We start from the raw sequence: 19,380 nt of genomic DNA on the forward strand, positions 1-19,380 counted from the left end.
CGTACTCATCCCCCACGGCGCGGGCCGCGCCACCCTCACGCGAGCAGGCTGAACGACCCAGGCGACCTAGGAGAGGGCATGTCCCCGCGGACGAACGACGGCGAACCGGAGCCCCAGCAGTCGGCCTCCGTCCGGCCGGTACCGGAATCGGGCCGACCGGCCCCCGAGACCGGCCGGCCGGCGCCCGGACCCGGGCCGGAACCCGAGGAAGCCTCCGTCCAGGAGAGCGTGCCCGAGGCGACGCCGGGGAAGTCCACCACCGGGGACGACCACCTCAGGACGGACCCCACGGCCGCCGCCGACGGCGACGAGCACGACGCACCGAGGACGGGACCCGCGGTCACCACGACCACGCACGCCCCGGCCGAGTCCCAGCCCGAGCCGGAGTCCGGCCGGCCGCCCGCCGCGCACGATGCGGAACGCGAGCCGACGGAACCGGCCGCCGCAGGCGACCCGGCGCAACCGGAGCCGACGGAACCCGCCCCTACCGAGGGCGTCGGGGCCCGGGGCGCGGGTGATCCGGTCGTCGCCGGGGACGAGCGGGTCGCCGCCGTGCGCCGGGTGGGCGCCGCGGGCCGGCTCCGGCGGAGTGCCGGACTGGGCGCCTGCGCCGCCATGCTCGCCGTGGCGCTCACCGCCGGGGCGATCGCCCTCGGGGCGGTGCGTGACGGCCAGGACGTGCCCGTGTCCACCGCCGCGGCGGTCTCCCCCGGCCTGCTCGCCGGCGGCGACCTCGACTCGAGCATCACCGCGCTCCAGGCCCATCTCCGGTCGCAACCACGGGACTTCGGCGGCTGGGCCACCCTCGGGCTCGCCTACGTCGAGCAGGCCCGCACCAAGGGCGACCCGTCCCGCTACCCGCAGGCCGAGCAGGCCCTGAAGCGCTCTCTCTCGCTGCGCCCCGACAACGACCAGGCGCTCGCCGGCCGGGCCGCTCTCGCCGCCGCCCGGCACGACTTCGCGAACGCCCTCGACCTCGCCGACCGGGCGCTGGAGCAGAACCCCTACAGCGAGCGCGCCCTGTGCTCCCGCATCGACGCCCTCGTCGAACTCGGCCGCTACGACGACGCCGAGGAGGCCGCGAGGACGGCCGACGAACGGCGTCCGGGCGTACCGGTGTTCACCCGCTACGCGTATGTGCACGAACTGCGCGGCGACGTCACCACCGCCCGCCGGGTCCTGGAGCGGGCGCTGGCCGCGTCGACCTCGCCCGGCGACATCGCCTACGTCGCCGCCCAGCTGGGTCAACTCGCCTGGAACCAGGGTGACTACGCCACGGCACTCACCTACTACGCCCGCGCGCTCGCCGCCGACGAGGACTACCTCCCCGCACTGGAGGGCCGCGCCCGGGCCCAGGCGGCGAGCGGACAACAGGCGGAGGCCGTCGAGGGGTTGGAGTTCATCGTCGCCCGGTATCCGCTCCCCGGCCCGCTGGTGGAGCTCGGCGAACTGTACGAGGCACGGGGCGGTGCGGGCGACACGGCGAAGGCCGAGGACCAGTACGCCCTGGTGGACGCCTGGACGGCGATCGCCCGCGCCAACGGCGTCAACGCCGACCTCGACACCGCGCTCGCCGCCGCCGATCACGGCGACCGGGCGACGGCCCTGCGTGCGGCCCGCGACGACTGGTCCCGCCGGCACACCGTGCACACGGCGGACGCCCTCGCCTGGGCCCTGCACGTCGACGGAAAGGACGCCGAGGCCCTCCCCTACGCCCGGCAGGCCACGGCCACCGGCTACCGGAACGCGTCCTTCCTCTACCACCGCGGGGTGATCGAGAAGGCCACGGGGCACCTCGCCGACGCCCGTACCCACCTCGCCGCCGCCCTGAAGCTGAACCCCGGCTTCTCCCCGCTGGGCGCCCGCGAGGCCCGTACGGCTCTCCAGACGCTGGAGGCGGGCAAGTGATCTCCCGTCGTCTGCTGGCCTCCTGCGCGGCCGTGTTCACGGCCGGCTGCGCGCTCGCGCTGGTCCCTTCCGCCGACGCGAGCGCGCACCCCCTCGGCAACTTCACCGTCAACCGCTACGACGGTCTCGTCGCCGCCCCCGGACAACTCCGGGTCGATCACGTCGAGGACCTCGCCGAGATCCCGGCGACCCAGGCGAAGCCGGACATCGAACGGCTCGGGACGACCGAGTGGGCCCGGCAGCGCTGCGCGACGGCCGCGACCGGCAGCAGGCTGACCGTGGACGGCCGGGCCGTCGGTCTCACGGCCGGCGCCGGCCGGGTCGTCGTACGGCCCGGTCAGGCGGGGCTCGACACCCTGCGTGTGGAGTGCAGGCTGACGGCTCCGCTGCCCGCCGTGTCCGGCCAGGACACCGTCTCCCTCACCTTCCACAGCGAGGGCGCCTCCTCCGGGCCCGGCTGGCGCGAGATCACCGCGCGCGGAGACCGGATGACGCTGACCGAATCCGACGTGCCGACGAAGTCGGTCTCGTCGCAACTGACCCGCTACCCAGCGGAGCTGCTCTCCTCGCCCGCCGACACCTCGACCGCGTCCGTGCGGGTGCGGCCCGGTGGCGCGGCTCTCGTCGAGGCGGGCCGGGACGCGCCCGCCGCGTCCGTCCTGCCGCGTGGCGCCGACCGCTGGACGCGGGCCCTGGACTCTCTGGTCGCCCGGCAGGACCTCACCGTCGGCTTCGCCGCGCTGGCCCTGGTGATCGCCGTCGGACTCGGCGCGATGCACGCGGTCGCGCCGGGCCACGGCAAGACCATCATGGCCGCGACGGCCGCCGCGCGCGGCGGCCGGGCCCGGATGAAGGACGTCCTTCCCCTGGCCGCGTCCGTCACCGTCACGCACACCCTGGGCGTCGTCGCCCTCGGCCTCCTCGTCACCGCCGGATCGGCGGCGGCGCCCTCGGTGATCGCCTGGCTGGGGCTGGCGAGCGGCGCGCTGGTGCTCTTCGCGGGCGCGACCCTCGCCCGAAAGGCGTGGCGCGGCCGGGGCCCCGGCACCTCCCACGGGCACCCGCACCCCCACCCGCACGGCGGCCACCCGCGCGCCCACGAGCCCGCGGCGGCCCCCGACCGTCAACTCGCCCTCGTCGGCGCTTCCACTCCGCACACCCATGCCCATCACGACGCGGGGCACGAGGACGGGCACGACCACGGGCACCGTCACGACCACGGCCACGCCCACACGCACACCCACGGCGGCCACACGCACACCCATGCCGTCGCCCCCACGCTCCGCGGCACGCTGCTCCTCGGCTTCGCCGGCGGCATGGTCCCCAGCCCCTCCGCCGTGGTCGTGCTGGTCGGCGCGGCGGCGCTCGGCCAGGCCTGGTTCGGGCTGCTGCTCGTCGTCGCGTACGGCGTCGGACTCGCGCTGACCCTGACCGCCGCCGGGTTCGCCGTCGTCAGGCTGGGCGCGGGCGCCACGCGCCTGCTGGACCGGCAGCCGCGGTGGACGACGCACCCGGTCGTGACGCTGGTCCGCCGCAACCTGCCCCTGTGGTCCGCGTTCCTCGTCGTCGCCCTCGGCGCCGGACTGGTGCTCAAGGGGGCCGCATCCGTACTCGGCTGAGCTACGTTTGTGGGGTTGCGGAGGTTTTCGCCCGGACAAGAAGAGCGGAATGGGGGCGCGGTGTCCGAAGAACCGGGCAGTGAACGTCTGATCGCGGGCCGCTACCGCCTGCTGACCCCGCTGGGCGAGGGCGGCATGGGCACGGTGTGGCGGGCCCGTGACGAGGTGCTGCACCGCGAGGTCGCCGTCAAGGAGGTGCGTGCGCCGCACGGACTGGCGGCCTCGGACGTCGAGCGGATGTACGCGCGGCTGGAGCGCGAGGCCTGGGCCGCCGCCCGGGTCGCGAACCGGAACGTCGTGACGGTGTACGACGTGGCCACGCAGGACGGGCGGCCGTGGATCGTCATGGAGATCGTGCGCGGGATCTCCCTCGCCGAACTGCTGGACGCCGAGGGACCGCTGGAACCGGCGCGGGCCGCGCACATCGGCGCCGAGGTGCTGTCCGCGCTGCGGGCCGCGCACGAGGCCGGAGTGCTGCACCGGGACGTGAAGCCGGCGAACGTGCTGATGTCGAACGACGGCCGGGTCGTGCTCACCGACTTCGGTATCGCGACCGTCGAGGGCACCTCCGCGCTGACGATGACCGGCGAGGTCATCGGCTCCCCCGAGTTCCTCGCGCCGGAGCGGGCGCTGGGGCGCACGCCTGGGCCCGAGTCGGACCTGTGGTCGCTGGGCGTGCTGCTGTACGCGGCGGTGGAGGGCAACTCCCCCTTCCGCCACGACACTCCGCTGAGCACCCTGCGCGCGATCGTGGACGAGGAGCTGCCGCCGCCGCGCCGGGCGGGGCCGCTCGCGCCCGTGATCGAGGGCCTGCTGCGCAAGGATCCGGCCGAGCGGCTGCCGGCCGACCGGGCCGAGCAGGACCTGCGGCTCGTCGCCGCGGGCGGCGCCCCTCGCGGCGACACCCTGCGTGCCACGCCACCGGCGCCGTTCGCACCGTATCCGGCGTCGGCCCCGACCCCGGCCGAGCCGTTCCGCCAGGAGCCGACGGCCTCGACCCCGCCCCAGTCCTGGTCGGCCGCCCCGGCGACCACGGCCCGCTCGGCGCAGCCGGGCCGGAGCCGGCGCGCCGGCGGGGTGCTCGTCGCCGGTGTGGTGGTGCTGGCACTGGCCGTCGCCGGGCTGACGTACGGGCTGCTGAACCGCGACGGCGGCGGTGACGACGCGGGCGGCGGGGTCACCGACAGCCCGACGGAGATCCTGAGTTCGCCTCCGACGCAGCCCGAGACGAGCGAGGAGACCGACGAGTCGCCGAGCCCGAGCCCGAGCGAGAGCGAGAGCTCCGAGGCCCCGGCGCAGACCGTCTCGGTCTCCGTCGCCGGCGCGCACACGGACTACTCGGGCGGTTGTCCGCCGCCGGACGCCGACGCGCCCGCCTTCACCGCGACGATCACGGTGGGGCGGCTGCCGGCGACGGTCTCGTACCGCTGGGTGTCGAAGGACGGCGAACTCTCCGGGCAGACCTGGAAGTCGCTCGAGTTCCCCTCGGGCGGTGGGAAGTCCAAGCAGGACAAGGTGATCGTGTCGACGTACGCCGAGAGCGGGACGTACCAGAACTCGATCGCCGTCGAGGTCCGGGATCCGGTGAGGACGACGTCCGACTCGGTGCCCTTCTCGGTCACCTGCGAGACGGAGACCCCGTCGGACGGGGCCTCCCCCTCGCCTTCCGCCTCGGAGTGACGGCTCAGGCGGCGCTGTTCAGGACCGGCAGGTAGCCACCCGACTGGCCGGATGCGGTCGGGTGGTACGACTCACCGATGTTCAGCCAGTTGAGGCTGTGCAGCCAGGAGCTGCCGGAGCAGATCTCGTGGCCGGTGTACGGGGTGCGCACGTCACCGAAGACGAAGCCGTGGGCGGCGGCGCGCTCGGCGGTCTTGGTGTCGAGGTAGTCGGCCGCGTTGTTGATGGCGGAGCGCTTGGCCTCGGACAGTCCCAGGCAGACCGTGCCGAGCTGGTAGAAGCGGGGGTAGCCGATGACGACGACGCGCGCGTTGGGCGCCTTGGCGCGGATCGCGGAGTAGACGGTGTCGAGCCTGCCGGGGAGCGTCGAGGCGACGTAGGCCCTGGCCGTGTTGATGCGGGACAGACACGTGCTGTCGGAGCCGGTGACGCAGGTCGTCATGACGTCGGCGAAGCCCGCGTCGTTGCCGCCGACCGTGACGGAGACCAGGCCGGTCGAGGAGTTCAGACCGCCGAGCTGGCCCGCCAGAACTTCATCCGTTCGGGCGCCCGAGCAAGCGGCGAAGGTGAACGACGAGGGGGCGTGGGCGGCGTTCCAGAGGTACGGAAACGCCTTGGTGCTGCGCTTGCAGTCGCCGCTGGAGCTGATGTAGCTGCCCGCGCCGACCCCGGAGGAGTAGGAGTCCCCCAGCGCCACATAGCCGCCGGTGGCGGCGAGTTGGGATGCCTGCGCCGAGGCCGCCCCGGTGAGGGCGGTGCCGAAGGCGAGGAGGATTGAGCTGACGAATACGACAAGTCGGGAACGTCTCATGGAACCTCCTTTAGCAGGTTCTCTGCCACAACATTCGTAGCAACTACGCGTGTTGACCGGAAGTGTCCATGCCAAGACTTTTCGCCCCCGAACGGGATCATTCACAGCCCGTACATGAGGGTGACGTTGCGTGCTCATGTCAAGCTTGTTGACAACCCCTCAACTCCCTTGTTCTACGCATGTAGACGGCCGAGGCTTTACCTCAGCCACGAACGGAACGCGACGTTCGGGGCCGTGTGCGCGACCGCGCGCACTCCCCCACAGCCGTGCGCCCGACCCAGGCGCGGGCTGCCTAGAGGAGGACTCCCTCGTAATGGCACAACTGCGTAGCAACAAGGCCCGCATAACCGCCGCCGCCACCGTGGCCGCCGCCGCCCTCGTCGGCGGGCTCACCGCGCTCCCCGCCCAGGCCGCACCGGCCGAGGGCAAGGTCCTGGCGAGCGGCTCCCCCACCGCCGTCAAGGACAGCTACATCGTCACCCTGAAGTCGCAGGCGGGCTTCAAGGCGTCCTCGGCCACCGGCAGGAACCTCGTCAAGGGCTACGGCGGCACCGTCGGGAAGACGTTCGGCTCGGCGCTGAACGGCTACACCGCCACCCTCTCCGCCACCGAGGCGAGGAGACTGGCCGCGGACCCGGCGGTCGCCACGGTCGAGCAGAACCAGACCGTCCGGGTGAGCGACACGACCCAGTCGAGCGCCCCCTGGGGCCTGGACCGCGTCGACCAGACCTCGCTCCCGCTCTCCGGCACGTACACCTACCCGGACACCGCCGGCAGCGGTGTCACCGCGTACGTCATCGACACCGGCGTCCGCATCACCCACTCCCAGATCAGCGGCCGGGCCTCCTACGGCTACGACGCCGTCGACGGCGACACCACCGCCTCCGACGGCAACGGTCACGGCACCCACGTGGCCACGACGATCGCGGGCTCCACCTACGGTGTCGCCAAGAAGGCGAAGATCGTGGCGGTGCGGGTGCTCGACAACGCCGGTTCCGGCACCACCGCGGGCGTCATCGCGGGCATCGACTGGGTCACGAACAACCACTCCGGTCCCTCCGTCGCCAACCTCTCGCTCGGCGGCGGCGCGTCCACCACGCTGGACACCGCGGTGCGCAACTCCATCGCCAGCGGTGTCACGTATGCGGTGGCGGCGGGCAACAGCAGCGCCAACGCCTCCTCGTACTCCCCGGCCCGCGTCACCCAGGCCATCACCGTCGGCGCCACCACCAGCACCGACGCCAGGGCCAGCTACTCCAACTACGGCTCGGTGCTGGACATCTTCGCCCCCGGCTCCTCCATCACCGCGGGCTGGTACACCAGCGACACCGCCACGAACACCATCTCCGGGACGTCGATGGCGACCCCGCACGTCGCGGGCGCGGCCGCGGTCTACCTGGCGGGCCACACCTCCGCCACTCCCGCCCAGGTGGCCACGGCCCTGGTGAACGGCGCGACCTCGAGCGTGGTCACCAGCCCGGGCACCGGCTCACCGAACAAGCTCCTCAAGCTCGTCCCGTGACCCCTGCGGAACGTGCGGCACTGATCTGAACCACCGTTCCCCGGAAGCCTCCGCGGCCTCCGGGGAACACTTTTGTTCGCTCCCGTGACCGTTCCTGTGCCGGTTTCTTTCGAGGGGACGCATCATTGTGTAACGGTCAAACGAACAAAAAGGTGAGTGAGCCCTCAAGGGGTTGCCATCCGGGCTTAATCATCAATACCGTCATACATCTCACTCGCATCGGACCGTCGGCAACGGCTCCAGGGGAGGGCTCAGGGACCGCGGCGGTATCGGGGCGGGAGCGCGGTAGGGGGGTGCCGTGCTCGGTGACCGCACTGGTGACCGGGCCGTGCCGCGCGGTCGGCTGCCGTCCTTCGACGGTGGCCGGTCAGTTCTGCCAGCTCACCCGTGTCTGCGCGGAGATCACTCCGCCATGGGTGAGAAACCCCCCTTTCGAACCGGACGTGGATTCCGGGCCGCCCAGGGGCGGGCGGCCCACCGGACGAGAGGGACCAGACCATGAGTTCCGTTCTTCAGCCGGCCGCATCGGGCCAGGACCTCGAAAGCCCGTCGACCGTCGGCACCTACCGGCCCATCTCCTCTCACCTGGCCATCACGCCACCGGTGAGCGTGGTCATCCCCGCGATGAACGAGGCCGAGAACCTTCCGTACGTGTTCAAGACCCTGCCGGACTGGATCCACGAGGTGGTCCTGGTCGACGGCAACTCCACCGACGACACCGTGCGGGTCGCGCGGGAACTGTGGCCCGGCGTCAAAGTCGTCGGACAGCAGGGCCGGGGCAAGGGCGACGCCCTGATCACCGGTTTCGAGGCGTGCAGCGGCGACATCATCGTGATGGTCGACGCGGACGGCTCGGCCGACGGCGAGGAGATCGTGTCGTACGTCAGCGCCCTCGTCTCCGGCGCGGACTTCGCCAAGGGCTCCCGCTTCGCCAACGGCGGCGGCACCGACGACATGACCTTCGTCCGCCGGCTAGGCAACCGGGTCCTGTGCGCCATCGTCAACCGCAAGTTCGGCGCCCGCTACACCGACCTGTGCTACGGCTACAACGCGTTCTGGCGGCACTGCCTGGACAAGATCGAGCTGGACTGCACCGGCTTCGAGGTCGAGACGCTGATGAACATCCGGGTCGTCAAGGCCGGTCTGAAGGTGCAGGAGATCCCCAGCCACGAGTATCTGCGCATCCACGGCGTCAGCAATCTGCGCGCCGTCCGCGACGGGCTGCGCGTGCTGCGGGTGATCCTCCAGGAGCGGTCCAACCGGCGCGAGCTGCGCCGGACGGCCCGCCGCTCGCCGACGCTCGACGCGGGCCGGGGAGAGGCCTCTTGAGCACGATCGACGTCTCCGTCGTCATCTGTGTGTACACCGAGGACCGCTGGGAGGACATTCTCGCGGCGGTCGCCTCGGTACGGGCGCAGACCCACCCGGCCCTGGAGACGCTGCTCGTCGTCGACCACAACCCGACGCTCTCGGACCGGCTGGAGAGCGAGTACAAGGAGACCGACGAGGTGCGGGTGCTGCCCAACGCGGGCCCGCGCGGTCTGTCGGCAGGCCGCAACACCGGCATCGCCGCCTCCCGGGGCGAGGTCGTGGCCTTCCTCGACGACGACGCCGTCGCCGAACGGGACTGGCTGCGCCGGTTCGCCGACCCGTACTCCGACCCCCGGGTCCTGGCCGTGGGCGGCCGGGCGGTGCCCGTCTGGTCCTCCGGGCGGCGGCCCGACTGGTTCCCCGAGGAGTTCGACTGGGTGGTGGGCTGCTCCTACCGGGGCCTGCCGCCCGGCCGGGTCCGGGTGCGCAACGTCCTCGGCGGCAACGCCTCCTTCCGGCGCACCGCGTTCGACTTCGTGGGCGGCTTCGCCACCGGTATCGGACGGGACGGCGGCAAACGCCCGATGGGCGGCGAGGAGACCGACCTGTGCATCCGGCTCAGCCGGGCGAGACCCGACGCGATCCTGCTGATGGACGACCGCGCGGTGATCCACCACAAGGTGCCCGAGGCGCGCGAGCACTTCGGGTACTTCCGCACGCGCACCTACGCCGAGGGCCTGTCCAAGGCGCTCGTCGCCCGCAGCGTCGGCGCCGACAAGGGGCTGGAGTCCGAACGCCGGTACGCCACCCGGGTGTTGCCGGCCGGTGTGGTCCGCGGGCTGCGTGACCAACTGCTCGCCCGGCCCGGCGGGGCCCGGCGGGCGGCCGCGATCGTCGCCGGGGTGCTGACCGCGGCCGGCGGGTACCTGGTCGGCAGCATGCGGGCGCGGCGGGCGGGGGTGACGTTCGCCGTGGTACCGATCCCGGTGGACCAGGTGGGACGGGCCGTATGACAGGGGCGCGCGTGCCGATCCTCATGTACCACGCGGTGGCCGCCGACCCGGACGACGCCACCCGCACCCTCTCGGTCACGCCCGAGGCGTTCGCCGAGCAGATGGCGGTGCTCGCGGACGGGGGCCGCACCCCGCTCACCACCGCCGAACTGGCGGCCCGTTGGCGGACCGGCCGGCCGCTGCCGGTCCGCCCGGTCCTGATCACCTTCGACGACGGGTACGAGGGCGTGCACCGGCACGCCCTCCCGGCGCTGGCCGGGCACGGCTTCCCGGCCACGCTGTTCGTCACCACCGGCTGGGTCCGGGGCGCCCACGACACCGGGGGCGCCCCGGACACCATGCTGGACTGGCGGCAGGTGCGCGGACTGGCGGACAACGGCGTGGAGATCGGCGGCCACAGCCATACCCATCCGCAGCTCGACCAGCTCGACGACGCCCGGCTGCGCGCCGAGCTGACCCGCTGCCGGGACGTCGTCGCCGGCGAACTGGGCGCCCCGCCCGAGTCGTTCGCCTATCCGTACGGCTACTCCAGCCGCCGGGTGCGCACGGCGGTACGCGGACAGGGGTTCGCCCAGGCGCTCGCCGTGGGCAACGCGCTGGCCCGCCGCGCCCAGGGGCCGTACGCCCTGCGGCGGGTGACGGTACGGCGTACCACCGGCGCCGAGGAGTTCGAACGTCTCGTGGACGGCCGGGAGATCGGCCGGACGTTCGCGAGGGACCGGGCCCTCACCAAGGGATACGCGGTGGTGCGGCGGACCCGGCGACTGCGGCGAACGGTGTGAGGAGTGGCCCCCGGCCGAGCCGGTCGGGGGCCACTCGCGCACAACGCGACGGGTTCCCGGCATCCGGCGGACCCGACACACCGGGCGTACCTCGCGCCCTGCGGAAACCGGGTGCGGACGACGCTCTTGTGCCGGATCATGGCGGCATGTCCGTACCCCCGCACGACGCACTGCCGATCCGGCTCAACGTCGACGACTCCGACTCCCCGTCCGATGTCGTCGACGCGCTGTTCCTCGGCCGCTTCGCGACGGGCGAGCAGCCGTACTCGCACGCGGTGAACATCGAGCGGGTCCGCTCCGGCGCGACCCTGCTGCCTCCGCACGCCCGGGTGCTGCGCGTCGCCCGCGACGAGGACCGCAGCGCCACCCTGGCCGAGGGCGACGGCTGGACGCTGCTGGTCTCCCGCTGGAACCGCGGGGCGGACGTCACGGTCACCGCGACCACCGCCGAACTGGCCGCGCAGGTGCTCGACCAGGCCACCGACGGGGCGGCGGACGAACCGGAGCCGCAACCGGAGAACGTGACCATGGGCTTCTGGTACGTCTCCCCGCGGCGCGGCCCGCACCGCACCACCCGGCAGATCTCGGCCGGCACATGGGACGAGGTCCGCGCCAACTACACGACGCCCGTCGCCGAGGCCATGGACCAGGTGATGGGGACGACTCCGCAGGACATCGCCGGCCGGCTGCTCCTGCTGCACGGCCCGCCCGGCACCGGCAAGACCTCGGCGCTGCGCACCCTGGCCCGCTCCTGGCGGGACTGGTGCCAGGTGGACTGTGTCCTGGACCCCGAGCGGCTCTTCTCCGACGTCGGCTATCTGATGGACATCGCGATCGGCGAGGAGGACGGCACCGGCAAGGGGCGCTGGCGGCTGCTCCTCCTGGAGGACTGCGACGAACTGATCCGCGGCGAGGCCAAACACACGGCGGGCCAGGCACTGTCCCGGCTGCTGAACCTCACCGACGGCCTCCTCGGCCAGGGCCGCAACGTCCTGGTCGGGGTCACGACCAACGAGGACCTGGAGCGTCTGCATCCCGCCGTCGTCCGCCCCGGCCGCTGTCTGGCGCGTATCGAGGTCGGTCCGCTGACCCGCCGGGAGGCCGTGGACTGGCTCGGTACGGAGGAGGGGGTCGGCCGCGAGGGCTCGACACTGGCAGAGCTGTACGCACTGCGCCGGGGCACCTCCCCGACCTCGCTGCCGGAACCCCGGGGGCGATCGGACGCGGGACTGTACCTCTAGGTGTTCTGATAGAGGTATGACGCTGTACGTCGGCACGTCCGGCTGGCAGTACAAGGACTGGAAGGGCGTCCTGTACCCGGCCGGCGTCCCCGTGCGGCGGTGGCTGGAGGAGTACACCGGGCACTTCGCCACCGTCGAGATCAACAACGCCTTCTACCGGCTGCCGTCGCGCGAGACCTTCGCCTCCTGGGCCGAGCGCGTCCCGCCGGACTTCGTGGTCGCGGTGAAGGCCAGCCGCTATCTGACCCACATCAAGCGGCTGAAGGACCCCGAGGAGCCGGTCCATCGCCTGATGACCCACGCGGCCGGTCTCGGCGACCGCCTCGGCCCGGTGCTGCTCCAGCTGCCGCCGACCCTGCGGGCCGACGCCGGGCTCCTGGACGCCTGTCTGTCCTGCTTCCCGTCGGGCACGCGCGTGGCGGTCGAACCGCGGCACGAGTCGTGGTGGACGCCCGATGTGCGGGAGGTCCTGCGGGCCCGGGGCGCGGCGCTGTGCTGGGCGGACGTCCTCTCCCGCCCGGTCACCCCGCTGTGGCGCACCGCGGACTGGGGGTACGTCCGCTTCCACCAGGGCCGTGCCCAGCCCTGGCCGCATTACGGCCGCCGGGCCCTGGAGACCTGGCTGGACCGCATCGCGACGACCTGGGCGGCCGGGGACGGGAACGACGTCTACGCCTACTTCAACAACGACCCCGGCGGCGCGGCGGTGGAGAACGCGGCGCTGTTCGGGCGGACGGCACAGCGGGCGGGGCTGAGCGTCACCCGTACACCGGGCGCGCTCACCGCACACCGCTGATCGGCGCTGCCTGTGATCCGCTCGCCCCTGTCCATCCCGCGCCGCACCCGCTCGTCAGCGTTCGTAGGCCGCGCGCAGGGCGTCCCGTACGGCGGCCGACGCCTGCTCCTCGCTGAGTCCCAGCCGCAGCACCCGCTCGGCGTAGGCCTGTGCGGCACCGGCCGCCTCCCGCTCCGCCGCCGGTCCGGCCGCCGCGACGAACGTGCCGTTGCGCCCCCGGGTCTCGATCACCCCGTCCCCCTCCAGCGCCCGGTACGCCTTGGCGACGGTGTTCGCGGCGAGGCCGAGCGACTCGGCCAGCCCCCGCACCGTCGGCAGCCGGTAACCGACCGGCAGCGCTCCCGAGCGCGCCTGCTCGGCGATCTGCGCCCGCACCTGCTCGTAGGGCGCGGCGCTCTCATCGATGTGGATCTTCAAGGTCACGGGCCGATTGTCCCGCACCCGCCGGGGACGGGAGAGCGGGGCGGAGCCGAAAAGGGGAGGCAGCCGGGCGCCGCGCGGCCGTAGCGTGCGCTCACATGACCGTCATCGTGCGCGACCTGCGCCCCGGGACGCCCGCCGACATCGAGGGCTTCATCCGGGTCCGGCACCGCGCCCTGCCCTATGTGCGCTTCAGCCCGGCCTCCGTGCTGCACGGCCTCTCGCTGTCCCGCCCCGACGCCCACGCCCGCAAACTGGTCGCCGTGGAGGACGGCGAGATCATCGGCACGGCCCAGGTGGGTCTCGCCCGGGACAGCCCGGAGCCCGGCCAGGGGTCCCTCAACGTGTACGTGGACCCGGCCCGCAGCGGGCGCGGCGCGGGCACCCTGCTGGTCCGCACCGCCGAGGAGCATCTGGCCGCCCACGGGGCGGTGAAGCTGTACGCCTGGGTCCTGGACGAGCCGGCCCATCGCGCCTTCGCCGAACGGCACGGCTACCGGTCGAGCCGCTCCGCGCACTTCCTCCGGCTGGACCTGGCCCACGCCTCGCTGCCGCCTCTCCAGGACCCGCCGCCCGGCGTCGAGCTGCGCACGGCCGCCGCCTTCGCCGACGACCCGCGTCCGCTGTTCGCCCTGGACGCGGAGGCGGGGTCGGACGAACCCGGCGACATCGCCGCCGAGTTCACGGACTACGCGGCCTGGGTCGACGAGTACTGGGAGCATCCCCATCTCGACCGGGAGCTGACCTCGGTCGCGGTGGCCGACGGCCGCCCCGTCGCCTTCAGCGTGGCCCACACCCACGACGGCCTCTACACCACGGGCATGACCGGCACCGCCCGCGACCACCGAGGCCGGGGCCTGGCGAAGCTCGTCAAGAACGACTCTCTGCACCGGGCCCGCGGCGCGGGGTACACGGAGGCGTACACGGGCAACGACGCGGACAACGGGCCGATGCTCGCGATCAACGAGTGGTTCGGGTACGAGATCTGCGCGACGGAGGTGCGGCATGTCCGTGAAACCGGCTGAGCCGGTGCGCCCGGTGGACGTCGTCCTCGTCAAGGGCGGCCGGACGAAGATCCGTTACACGGCCGGGCTGCTGGCCGACGACGGCACCCGGATCACCGTGCGCGCCCCCTGGGCCGGTGACGCCGTACGCGACTTCGGCTTCGTCCGCTTCGAGGCGGGTGACGTCTTCACCGAGTACTACTGGCGGGACCGCTGGTACGCGGTGAAGGAGGTCCGCGACGCGACGGGCGCCCTGAAGGGCTGGTACTGCGACATCACCCGCCCGGCCACCTTGTCGGGCGGCGAACTGGTCGTCGAGGACCTCGACCTGGACCTGTGGCGCTCCGCCGACGGGACGGACGTACGCCGGCTGGACGAGGACGAGTTCGAGGAGAGCGGGCTGGCGGAGCGGGACCCGGCGGCCGCGGCCGCCGCGGTGACCGCCCTCGACGAGCTGGAGGCGCTCGCCACCGCCGAGGGCGGCCTGGAGTCGCTGCTGGAGTGAGGGGGCGCGCGGCGCGCGCGGCCGGGTGGCCGGCGGACACCGGACGTACCCCGCGCGAGCCGACGGCCCGCCGCCTCACACCGTCGCCACCACCGCGTACCGCTCGTCCGCCACGGCCCCGCCCCACAGCTGCGCGTCCTCCGACAGCCGCTCGACGCGCGTGTCGTCGGTCAGCGGGGCCGGCAGAGCGGTGAGCCGGTCCGCCGGTATGCCGACCGGGGCGACACTCCCCCACACGCCCTCGACCAGCACGAGCCGCCCACCGGGCCGCACCAGGCCACGCCAGTGCCGCAGGGCCCGGGCCGGGTCGGGCAGGGTCCACAGCACATGCCGTACGAGCAGGGTGTCGAAGCGCTGCTCACCGACCGGCGGCGCCCCCGGGTCACCGAGGAGGGACACCGCGTCACGCCCGGCGAGCTCGGCGCGGGCCAGGTCGATCATGGCCGGGGACAGGTCGACGCCCGTCACCCGGTGTCCCTGCTCGGCCGCGAGGAGCGACAGGCTCCCGGTGCCGCAGCCCAGGTCGAGGAGGTCACAGCCGCGCTCGGGCAGCCAGTCGCACAGCCGCCGGGCCCAGGCGGCGCGCACCTGGGGTTCGCGCAGACCGTGGTCCGGCTCCTCGTCGAAGGCGGTCGCCGCCGCGTCCCAGTCGACACCCGGCGCGATCGCTTCGTCACTGTTTTCCCTCATGTGCCCAAGAGTGACACCCACCACTGACCATCGAATCGTGACAGCCGCCACTGACAGAAGGGGGGCCGATGAGGAAGTCTCCCCGAAAGGGTCTACCTCCGTGCGAACGCGGAACCCGGTAGCTCCTGAAGGAGGCAGCCATGCGCCGTACGACCGTGCAGAAGCCCCTGAAGAAGACGGACTCCCGCCGGATCCGCGACGAGGTGGACGAACGGCCCGCCGGTCGACCCGAGGTGCGCAAGGACATCGCACGCACCTGGTGGCCGGACGGCTGAGCAGCGCCGCTCTCGGCACAGCCGCTTTCAGTCGAGCCGCTTGCGGTAGTGGACGCGGTCGTACGGCCCGTCCACCCGCCGCTCCACGACCACGTAACCGTACTTCGGGTAGATCTTCTGGTTCTCCCACATCATCGCGTTGGTGTAGAGCCTGACCTCGGGCAGGCCCAGCGCCCGCGCGTGCGCGTCCACGAAGTGCAGCAGCCGCCGCCCGACGCCCTTGCCGCGGGCGTCGGGACGGACGGCGAGGCTGTCGAGGAACAGGTGGTCGGTGAACGCCTCGACCACCACCAGGCCGGCCACCCCGCCGCCCCCGGGCGGCTCGTCGGTCACGAACACCTTCCCCGCGGCCACATCGGCCGCGTGGTCCGCCGCCATGGGCTGCGGCGCCTGACCGATGCGCTCGATGTACGGCGTGTACGCCGCGTCCGTCACTGCCTTCACGGCCGGTACGTCGGCCGCCGTGGCAGGCCGGATCCCCTGGTTCGTCATGCCCTGAACGCTACCTACCTGATCCCCGTCTCAGCGCTTCCTTAAGGCGACCCTAAAGATCGCCGCGGACCGCCCCGAGCGGGCGATTTCGCGGTTTCTTGGTTCCGGCGCACATCAGGCCACCACCTGTTCCGGTTCCGAGGAGTCCCCCCATGCCCGCACGCCGCAAGGCTGCCGCCGTCGCCGCCGTCGCCTCCGTCGGGCTGATCCCGGCGGCCCTGACCCTGCTGTCCGCCGCGCCCGCGGCGGCGCACGGGTCGATGGGCGATCCGGTCAGCCGGGTCGCCCAGTGCTACGCGGAAGGTCCGGAGAGCCCGGAGTCGGCCGCGTGCGGGGCCGCGGTCGCGGCGGGCGGGACGCAGGCGCTGTACGACTGGAACGGCATCCGCATCGGCGACGCGAACGGCCGCCACCAGGAGCTGATCCCGGACGGCAGGCTGTGCAGCGCGAACAATGAGGAGTTCAGGGGCCTGGACCTGGCCCGCACCGACTGGCCGGCGACGAGCGTCGGCAGCGGCTCGTACACCTTCAAGTACCGCGTGACCGCCCCGCACAAGGGCACCTTCAAGGTCTATCTCACCCAGGCCGGTTACGACCCCGCCGAGCCGCTGGCCTGGTCCGACCTCGATCTGGAACACCCGGTGGCGACGGCCACCGACCCGGTCGCGTCGGGCGGCTTCTACACCTTCTCCGGGACCCTGCCCGAGCGTTCCGGCAAGCAGCTGCTGTACGCGGTCTGGCAGCGCTCGGACAGCCCGGAGGCGTTCTACTCCTGCTCGGACGTCACCTTCCCGGGCACCGGCGCGGGCACCGGCACGGAAGCGGGGACAGGGACCGGTACCGGTACCGCGCCGTCCGCCTCCGCACCCTCCGAGGAGCAGATCGAGGACGGTGCCGACAAGTCGACGATCGAGCACCACGGTCACGGAGACGACGACGCCGCCACGACGACGGACCCGACGACCGGTGCGACGGCCGGGCCGTCCGCCGCGGCCGGTTCGCCCGTCACGGCGAACGAGCCGAGGGCGGCCGGTGCCGGATCGGGTCCGGGCAGGAGCCTCGCCGAGACCGGCGGAGACGGCGGCGCCCCGTATCTCGCGGTGGGTGGCGCGGCCGTCCTGGCGCTGGGCGCGGCGCTGCTGTTCGGGTCGGTGCGCAGGCGGGCGATGAGCGGCGGACGGCACGGCCGCTGAGCCGCCGTCCCCCTCGGGACCCTTCGGAACTCCGGGGCCTGACCGGCGGCTCAGGTCGGACAGGCCCCGGCGGAACCCCTGCGCGTCAGCTCGTCAGCTCGTCAGCTGAAGACGGACGCGCAGGTGGTGGCGGTGGCGCGGGCCGGGTCGAGCGCGTTGGCCACCTCGTGGAAGGCGATCCGGTCGAGCAGACCGATCGCCACGTGCTCGGAGAGGTCCACCGGACACAGGTCCTGGAGCAGGACGTTGTGCACGTCGGATCCGCTGAGGTACTGGGTGCGCCACGGCGTGACCACTTCGTCGAACTGGGTGGCGATGACCGTGTAGCGGACGCCGGCGACGGTGTCGCCCCCCGCGTTGAGCTTGGTGAGGAAGGCCGATCCGGCGACCTGGTCGGCGAGACCGGGGGTGGCGGCCGAGAGCAGGTCCTCGGCGCCGGGGAAGTAGGGCAGCAGGTTGGCGAGTCCGCCCAGCGTGGTGCCGTGGTTGTCGGGGGCGATGCCGACGAGTGCGTTGACCTTGGCGGCGCCGCCGAGGAACTTCAGGTAGTAGCGCGGCATCATGCCGCCCTGCGAGTGGCCGACGAGGTCGGCCTCGGCGGCGCCGGTCGCGGCGAGCACCTTGTCGACGAAGGTGGACAGCTGCGCCGCCGACTTGTCGATGGGCCCGAGGCCGTTGAAGAGCGGGACGCCCGGCAGTTGGCCGTAGTCGACGGAGAAGACGCAGTATCCGCGGACCGTGAGATAGGGGGCGAGGGCCAGCCAGTTGTCGATCGAGTTGCCGAAGGTGCCGTGCACGAGGACGACGGGGCGTGGGTGGGCGGCTGAGGGCTTGCAGCGGTAGTCGTTCCAGCCGCTCGACGAGGCCGTGGCGGTGGAGTCTGCGTGTGCCGCGGCGGCGGGGACGGTGACGGCCGCGGCGGCCAGCAGCAGGGCGGCGAGTGGTCTGAGCGCGCGTTTCCAGGGCAGCATCGGGTGATCTCCTTGCGGCTCAAGGGAGGTGCGATGGCCTTACGCCCTGTGACCCGGATCACGAGGATGCTGTTCACTCGTCAAGTTACGGGCGAGTAGCTGAGCTGTGAAGTTACGCGTCGGTAAAAAACTTCCGGCGATAGCCACGCTCGACCGGGATCACTGATACGCCGTCACCAAGTGGGACGGATGGGTCCATCGGGGGCGATGCGCGACAATCGGTCGCACAGAACGCGCACTTCGCCCTCGCCGAGCACGGCGACCCACGCCCGCACCGCCTCGGCGGCCGCTTCCTCCGCCGCCCTGGTGCACTCCCAGCCGCGCTCGGTGAGCACGACCAGCCGCGCCCGCGCGTCCTCGGGGTGCGGCCGGCGCTCGACGTACCCCTTCCGCACGAGTTCCTCGACGAGCTGACTCGCCGCCTGCTTGGTGACTCCCAGGTGGGCGCCCAGTTCGGTGACCGTGGCGCCGTCCGGGGCGAGCCGGGTGAAGGCGAAGCCGTAGGCGGGCCGCGCCTCGAACCCGCGGGCGACGACGCCGTCGTTGATGCGCCGGGTGAGTTCACCCGCGGCGGCGAGCAGGGCGGCGCTCAGGGCGAGGGCTTCGGAGTTGTGCACCTCTGCATTGAAACATCCTTGACAGATTGGTCAAGCAGCTTGACCATAGAGCCAGATAGTCAAGCTGCTTGACCATATGCGGATCCGCGTCCGCCGACGGCACACCAGCAGCAGCGCCCTCCGAAGCCGAAACCGACAGGAGACACCCATGCCCGTCATCCGTTCGTCCGACGCCGTCACCCACGAGATCCACGGGGCCCGCTTCGTCTCGTACGCCTCTCCCCGCACCGGCAGCAAGGAACTGTGCGCCTGGCGGGGCGAGATCCCCGCCGGGACGAAGGCGCCCGCGCACACCGTCAGCCGGGAAGAGATCTTCCATCTGCTCGTCGGCGAGCTGATCCTCACGCTCGACGGCCGCGCCGAGCGGATCAGGGCCGGCGACACGGTGATCGTCAATCCGGGGGCGACCCTGGCCGTCGAGAACCCGACCGATCACACCGCGCTCTCCTGGGTCACCACGTCCATCGGCCTGGAGGCGGAGCTGGCCGACGGGACCCGGATCACTCCCCCGTGGGCCAACTGATCCGATC

General features: G+C 72.8%; 20 protein-coding genes. 14 read left to right on the forward strand and 6 right to left on the reverse strand.

What is annotated here, in order from left to right; all coding sequences use genetic code 11:
• The first annotated feature begins 78 nt into the window (after positions 1–78).
• Genes QF030_RS10900 through QF030_RS10910 form a run of 3 tightly spaced genes read left to right on the forward strand, consistent with a single transcriptional unit; the run spans position 79 to position 5,207 of the window.
• Positions 79–1,908 carry a tetratricopeptide repeat protein gene (locus QF030_RS10900; RefSeq protein ID WP_307162448.1) on the forward strand — a complete coding sequence of 610 codons (1,830 nt, stop codon included), beginning with the start codon at positions 79–81 and terminating at the stop codon, positions 1,906–1,908.
• Positions 1,905–3,527 carry a HoxN/HupN/NixA family nickel/cobalt transporter gene (locus QF030_RS10905; protein ID WP_307162449.1) on the forward strand — a complete coding sequence of 541 codons (1,623 nt, stop codon included), beginning with the start codon at positions 1,905–1,907 and terminating at the stop codon, positions 3,525–3,527. Before QF030_RS10900 ends, QF030_RS10905 begins: the two co-directional genes overlap by 4 nt.
• Positions 3,528–3,587: 60 nt before the next feature.
• The gene (locus QF030_RS10910; protein ID WP_307162450.1) at positions 3,588–5,207 is read left to right on the forward strand and encodes a serine/threonine-protein kinase; all 1,620 of its coding nucleotides are present in this window, start codon (positions 3,588–3,590) and stop codon (positions 5,205–5,207) included.
• A gap of 4 nt (positions 5,208–5,211) precedes the next feature.
• On the opposite strand, the gene QF030_RS10915 is transcribed toward QF030_RS10910, so the two are convergent.
• Positions 5,212–6,018, reverse strand: a complete 807-nt coding sequence (locus tag QF030_RS10915) for an SGNH/GDSL hydrolase family protein (RefSeq protein ID WP_307162452.1) — start codon at positions 6,016–6,018, stop codon at positions 5,212–5,214.
• A gap of 313 nt (positions 6,019–6,331) precedes the next feature.
• Between QF030_RS10915 and QF030_RS10920 the strand changes: the two genes are divergently transcribed.
• From QF030_RS10920 to QF030_RS10945, 6 genes are all read left to right on the forward strand, one after another.
• Complete coding sequence (locus QF030_RS10920; protein ID WP_307162454.1) at positions 6,332–7,540, forward strand: S8 family peptidase; 1,209 nt, start codon at positions 6,332–6,334, stop codon at positions 7,538–7,540.
• Between the two features lie 498 nt (positions 7,541–8,038).
• Positions 8,039–8,869 carry a glycosyltransferase family 2 protein gene (locus QF030_RS10925; protein WP_307162455.1) on the forward strand — a complete coding sequence of 277 codons (831 nt, stop codon included), beginning with the start codon at positions 8,039–8,041 and terminating at the stop codon, positions 8,867–8,869.
• On the forward strand, positions 8,866–9,864 hold the full coding sequence (locus QF030_RS10930; protein ID WP_307162456.1) for a glycosyltransferase family 2 protein: 999 nt from the start codon (positions 8,866–8,868) through the stop codon (positions 9,862–9,864). Before QF030_RS10925 ends, QF030_RS10930 begins: the two co-directional genes overlap by 4 nt.
• Positions 9,861–10,646, forward strand: coding sequence for a polysaccharide deacetylase family protein (locus QF030_RS10935; RefSeq protein ID WP_307162457.1), 786 nt, complete (start codon positions 9,861–9,863; stop codon positions 10,644–10,646). The genes QF030_RS10930 and QF030_RS10935 overlap by 4 nt, the downstream gene beginning before the upstream one ends.
• Positions 10,647–10,792: 146 nt before the next feature.
• Positions 10,793–11,887, forward strand: coding sequence for a DUF5925 domain-containing protein (locus QF030_RS10940; RefSeq protein ID WP_307162458.1), 1,095 nt, complete (start codon positions 10,793–10,795; stop codon positions 11,885–11,887).
• A 16-nt stretch (positions 11,888–11,903) separates the two neighbouring features.
• Positions 11,904–12,683 (forward strand): DUF72 domain-containing protein, encoded by a 780-nt coding sequence (locus tag QF030_RS10945; RefSeq protein ID WP_307162459.1) that lies wholly within the window; start codon positions 11,904–11,906, stop codon positions 12,681–12,683.
• A gap of 54 nt (positions 12,684–12,737) precedes the next feature.
• Here the strand turns inward: QF030_RS10945 and QF030_RS10950 are convergent, their stop codons facing one another.
• Complete coding sequence (locus QF030_RS10950) at positions 12,738–13,106, reverse strand: GntR family transcriptional regulator (protein ID WP_307162460.1); 369 nt, start codon at positions 13,104–13,106, stop codon at positions 12,738–12,740.
• 95 nt (positions 13,107–13,201) lie between these two features.
• Here QF030_RS10950 and QF030_RS10955 point away from each other — a divergent pair, with 95 nt between their 5' ends.
• Together QF030_RS10955 and QF030_RS10960 are read left to right on the forward strand one after the other, a co-directional pair.
• The gene (locus QF030_RS10955; RefSeq protein ID WP_307162461.1) at positions 13,202–14,128 is read left to right on the forward strand and encodes a GNAT family N-acetyltransferase; all 927 of its coding nucleotides are present in this window, start codon (positions 13,202–13,204) and stop codon (positions 14,126–14,128) included.
• Positions 14,109–14,612: a DUF402 domain-containing protein gene (locus QF030_RS10960; protein ID WP_307162462.1), complete on the forward strand. Its 504-nt coding sequence runs from the start codon at positions 14,109–14,111 to the stop codon at positions 14,610–14,612. Before QF030_RS10955 ends, QF030_RS10960 begins: the two co-directional genes overlap by 20 nt.
• Before the next feature lie 75 nt (positions 14,613–14,687).
• On the opposite strand, the gene QF030_RS10965 is transcribed toward QF030_RS10960, so the two are convergent.
• Positions 14,688–15,302, reverse strand: a complete 615-nt coding sequence (locus QF030_RS10965) for a class I SAM-dependent methyltransferase (protein WP_307162463.1) — start codon at positions 15,300–15,302, stop codon at positions 14,688–14,690.
• A gap of 140 nt (positions 15,303–15,442) precedes the next feature.
• Here QF030_RS10965 and QF030_RS10970 point away from each other — a divergent pair, with 140 nt between their 5' ends.
• Entirely contained in the window at positions 15,443–15,577 is a 135-nt protein-coding gene (locus QF030_RS10970; RefSeq protein WP_020128204.1) for a hypothetical protein, read from the forward strand.
• Positions 15,578–15,604: 27 nt separating this feature from the next.
• Here the strand turns inward: QF030_RS10970 and QF030_RS10975 are convergent, their stop codons facing one another.
• Positions 15,605–16,069 (reverse strand): GNAT family N-acetyltransferase, encoded by a 465-nt coding sequence (locus QF030_RS10975; RefSeq protein ID WP_307162464.1) that lies wholly within the window; start codon positions 16,067–16,069, stop codon positions 15,605–15,607.
• Between the two features lie 152 nt (positions 16,070–16,221).
• On the opposite strand from QF030_RS10975, the gene QF030_RS10980 reads away from it, so the two are divergent.
• Entirely contained in the window at positions 16,222–17,262 is a 1,041-nt protein-coding gene (locus QF030_RS10980) for a lytic polysaccharide monooxygenase auxiliary activity family 9 protein (protein ID WP_307162465.1), read from the forward strand.
• A 101-nt stretch (positions 17,263–17,363) separates the two neighbouring features.
• Here QF030_RS10980 and QF030_RS10985 read toward each other — a convergent pair whose 3' ends face one another.
• Together QF030_RS10985 and QF030_RS10990 are read right to left on the reverse strand one after the other, a co-directional pair.
• Entirely contained in the window at positions 17,364–18,233 is an 870-nt protein-coding gene (locus QF030_RS10985; protein ID WP_307162466.1) for a lipase family alpha/beta hydrolase, read from the reverse strand.
• A gap of 173 nt (positions 18,234–18,406) precedes the next feature.
• Positions 18,407–18,850: a MarR family winged helix-turn-helix transcriptional regulator gene (locus tag QF030_RS10990; RefSeq protein ID WP_307162467.1), complete on the reverse strand. Its 444-nt coding sequence runs from the start codon at positions 18,848–18,850 to the stop codon at positions 18,407–18,409.
• 148 nt (positions 18,851–18,998) lie between these two features.
• On the opposite strand from QF030_RS10990, the gene QF030_RS10995 reads away from it, so the two are divergent.
• Complete coding sequence (locus tag QF030_RS10995; RefSeq protein ID WP_307162468.1) at positions 18,999–19,373, forward strand: cupin domain-containing protein; 375 nt, start codon at positions 18,999–19,001, stop codon at positions 19,371–19,373.
• The last annotated feature ends 7 nt before the right edge of the window (positions 19,374–19,380 follow it).

It is taken from the genome of Streptomyces rishiriensis (genome assembly GCF_030815485.1).
Classification (GTDB): domain Bacteria; phylum Actinomycetota; class Actinomycetes; order Streptomycetales; family Streptomycetaceae; genus Streptomyces; species Streptomyces rishiriensis_A.

Coding starts and splice junctions, on each gene's coding strand:
- QF030_RS10900 (WP_307162448.1), top strand. CDS start 79: ATGTCCCCGCGGACGAACGACGGCGAACCGGAGCCCCAGCAGTCGGCC.
- QF030_RS10915 (WP_307162452.1), bottom strand. CDS start 6,018: ATGAGACGTTCCCGACTTGTCGTATTCGTCAGCTCAATCCTCCTCGCC.
- QF030_RS10920 (WP_307162454.1), top strand. CDS start 6,332: ATGGCACAACTGCGTAGCAACAAGGCCCGCATAACCGCCGCCGCCACC.
- QF030_RS10925 (WP_307162455.1), top strand. CDS start 8,039: ATGAGTTCCGTTCTTCAGCCGGCCGCATCGGGCCAGGACCTCGAAAGC.
- QF030_RS10935 (WP_307162457.1), top strand. CDS start 9,861: ATGACAGGGGCGCGCGTGCCGATCCTCATGTACCACGCGGTGGCCGCC.
- QF030_RS10940 (WP_307162458.1), top strand. CDS start 10,793: ATGTCCGTACCCCCGCACGACGCACTGCCGATCCGGCTCAACGTCGAC.
- QF030_RS10945 (WP_307162459.1), top strand. CDS start 11,904: ATGACGCTGTACGTCGGCACGTCCGGCTGGCAGTACAAGGACTGGAAG.
- QF030_RS10955 (WP_307162461.1), top strand. CDS start 13,202: ATGACCGTCATCGTGCGCGACCTGCGCCCCGGGACGCCCGCCGACATC.
- QF030_RS10960 (WP_307162462.1), top strand. CDS start 14,109: ATGTCCGTGAAACCGGCTGAGCCGGTGCGCCCGGTGGACGTCGTCCTC.
- QF030_RS10965 (WP_307162463.1), bottom strand. CDS start 15,302: ATGAGGGAAAACAGTGACGAAGCGATCGCGCCGGGTGTCGACTGGGAC.
- QF030_RS10970 (WP_020128204.1), top strand. CDS start 15,443: ATGCGCCGTACGACCGTGCAGAAGCCCCTGAAGAAGACGGACTCCCGC.
- QF030_RS10975 (WP_307162464.1), bottom strand. CDS start 16,069: ATGACGAACCAGGGGATCCGGCCTGCCACGGCGGCCGACGTACCGGCC.
- QF030_RS10980 (WP_307162465.1), top strand. CDS start 16,222: ATGCCCGCACGCCGCAAGGCTGCCGCCGTCGCCGCCGTCGCCTCCGTC.
- QF030_RS10985 (WP_307162466.1), bottom strand. CDS start 18,233: ATGCTGCCCTGGAAACGCGCGCTCAGACCACTCGCCGCCCTGCTGCTG.
- QF030_RS10995 (WP_307162468.1), top strand. CDS start 18,999: ATGCCCGTCATCCGTTCGTCCGACGCCGTCACCCACGAGATCCACGGG.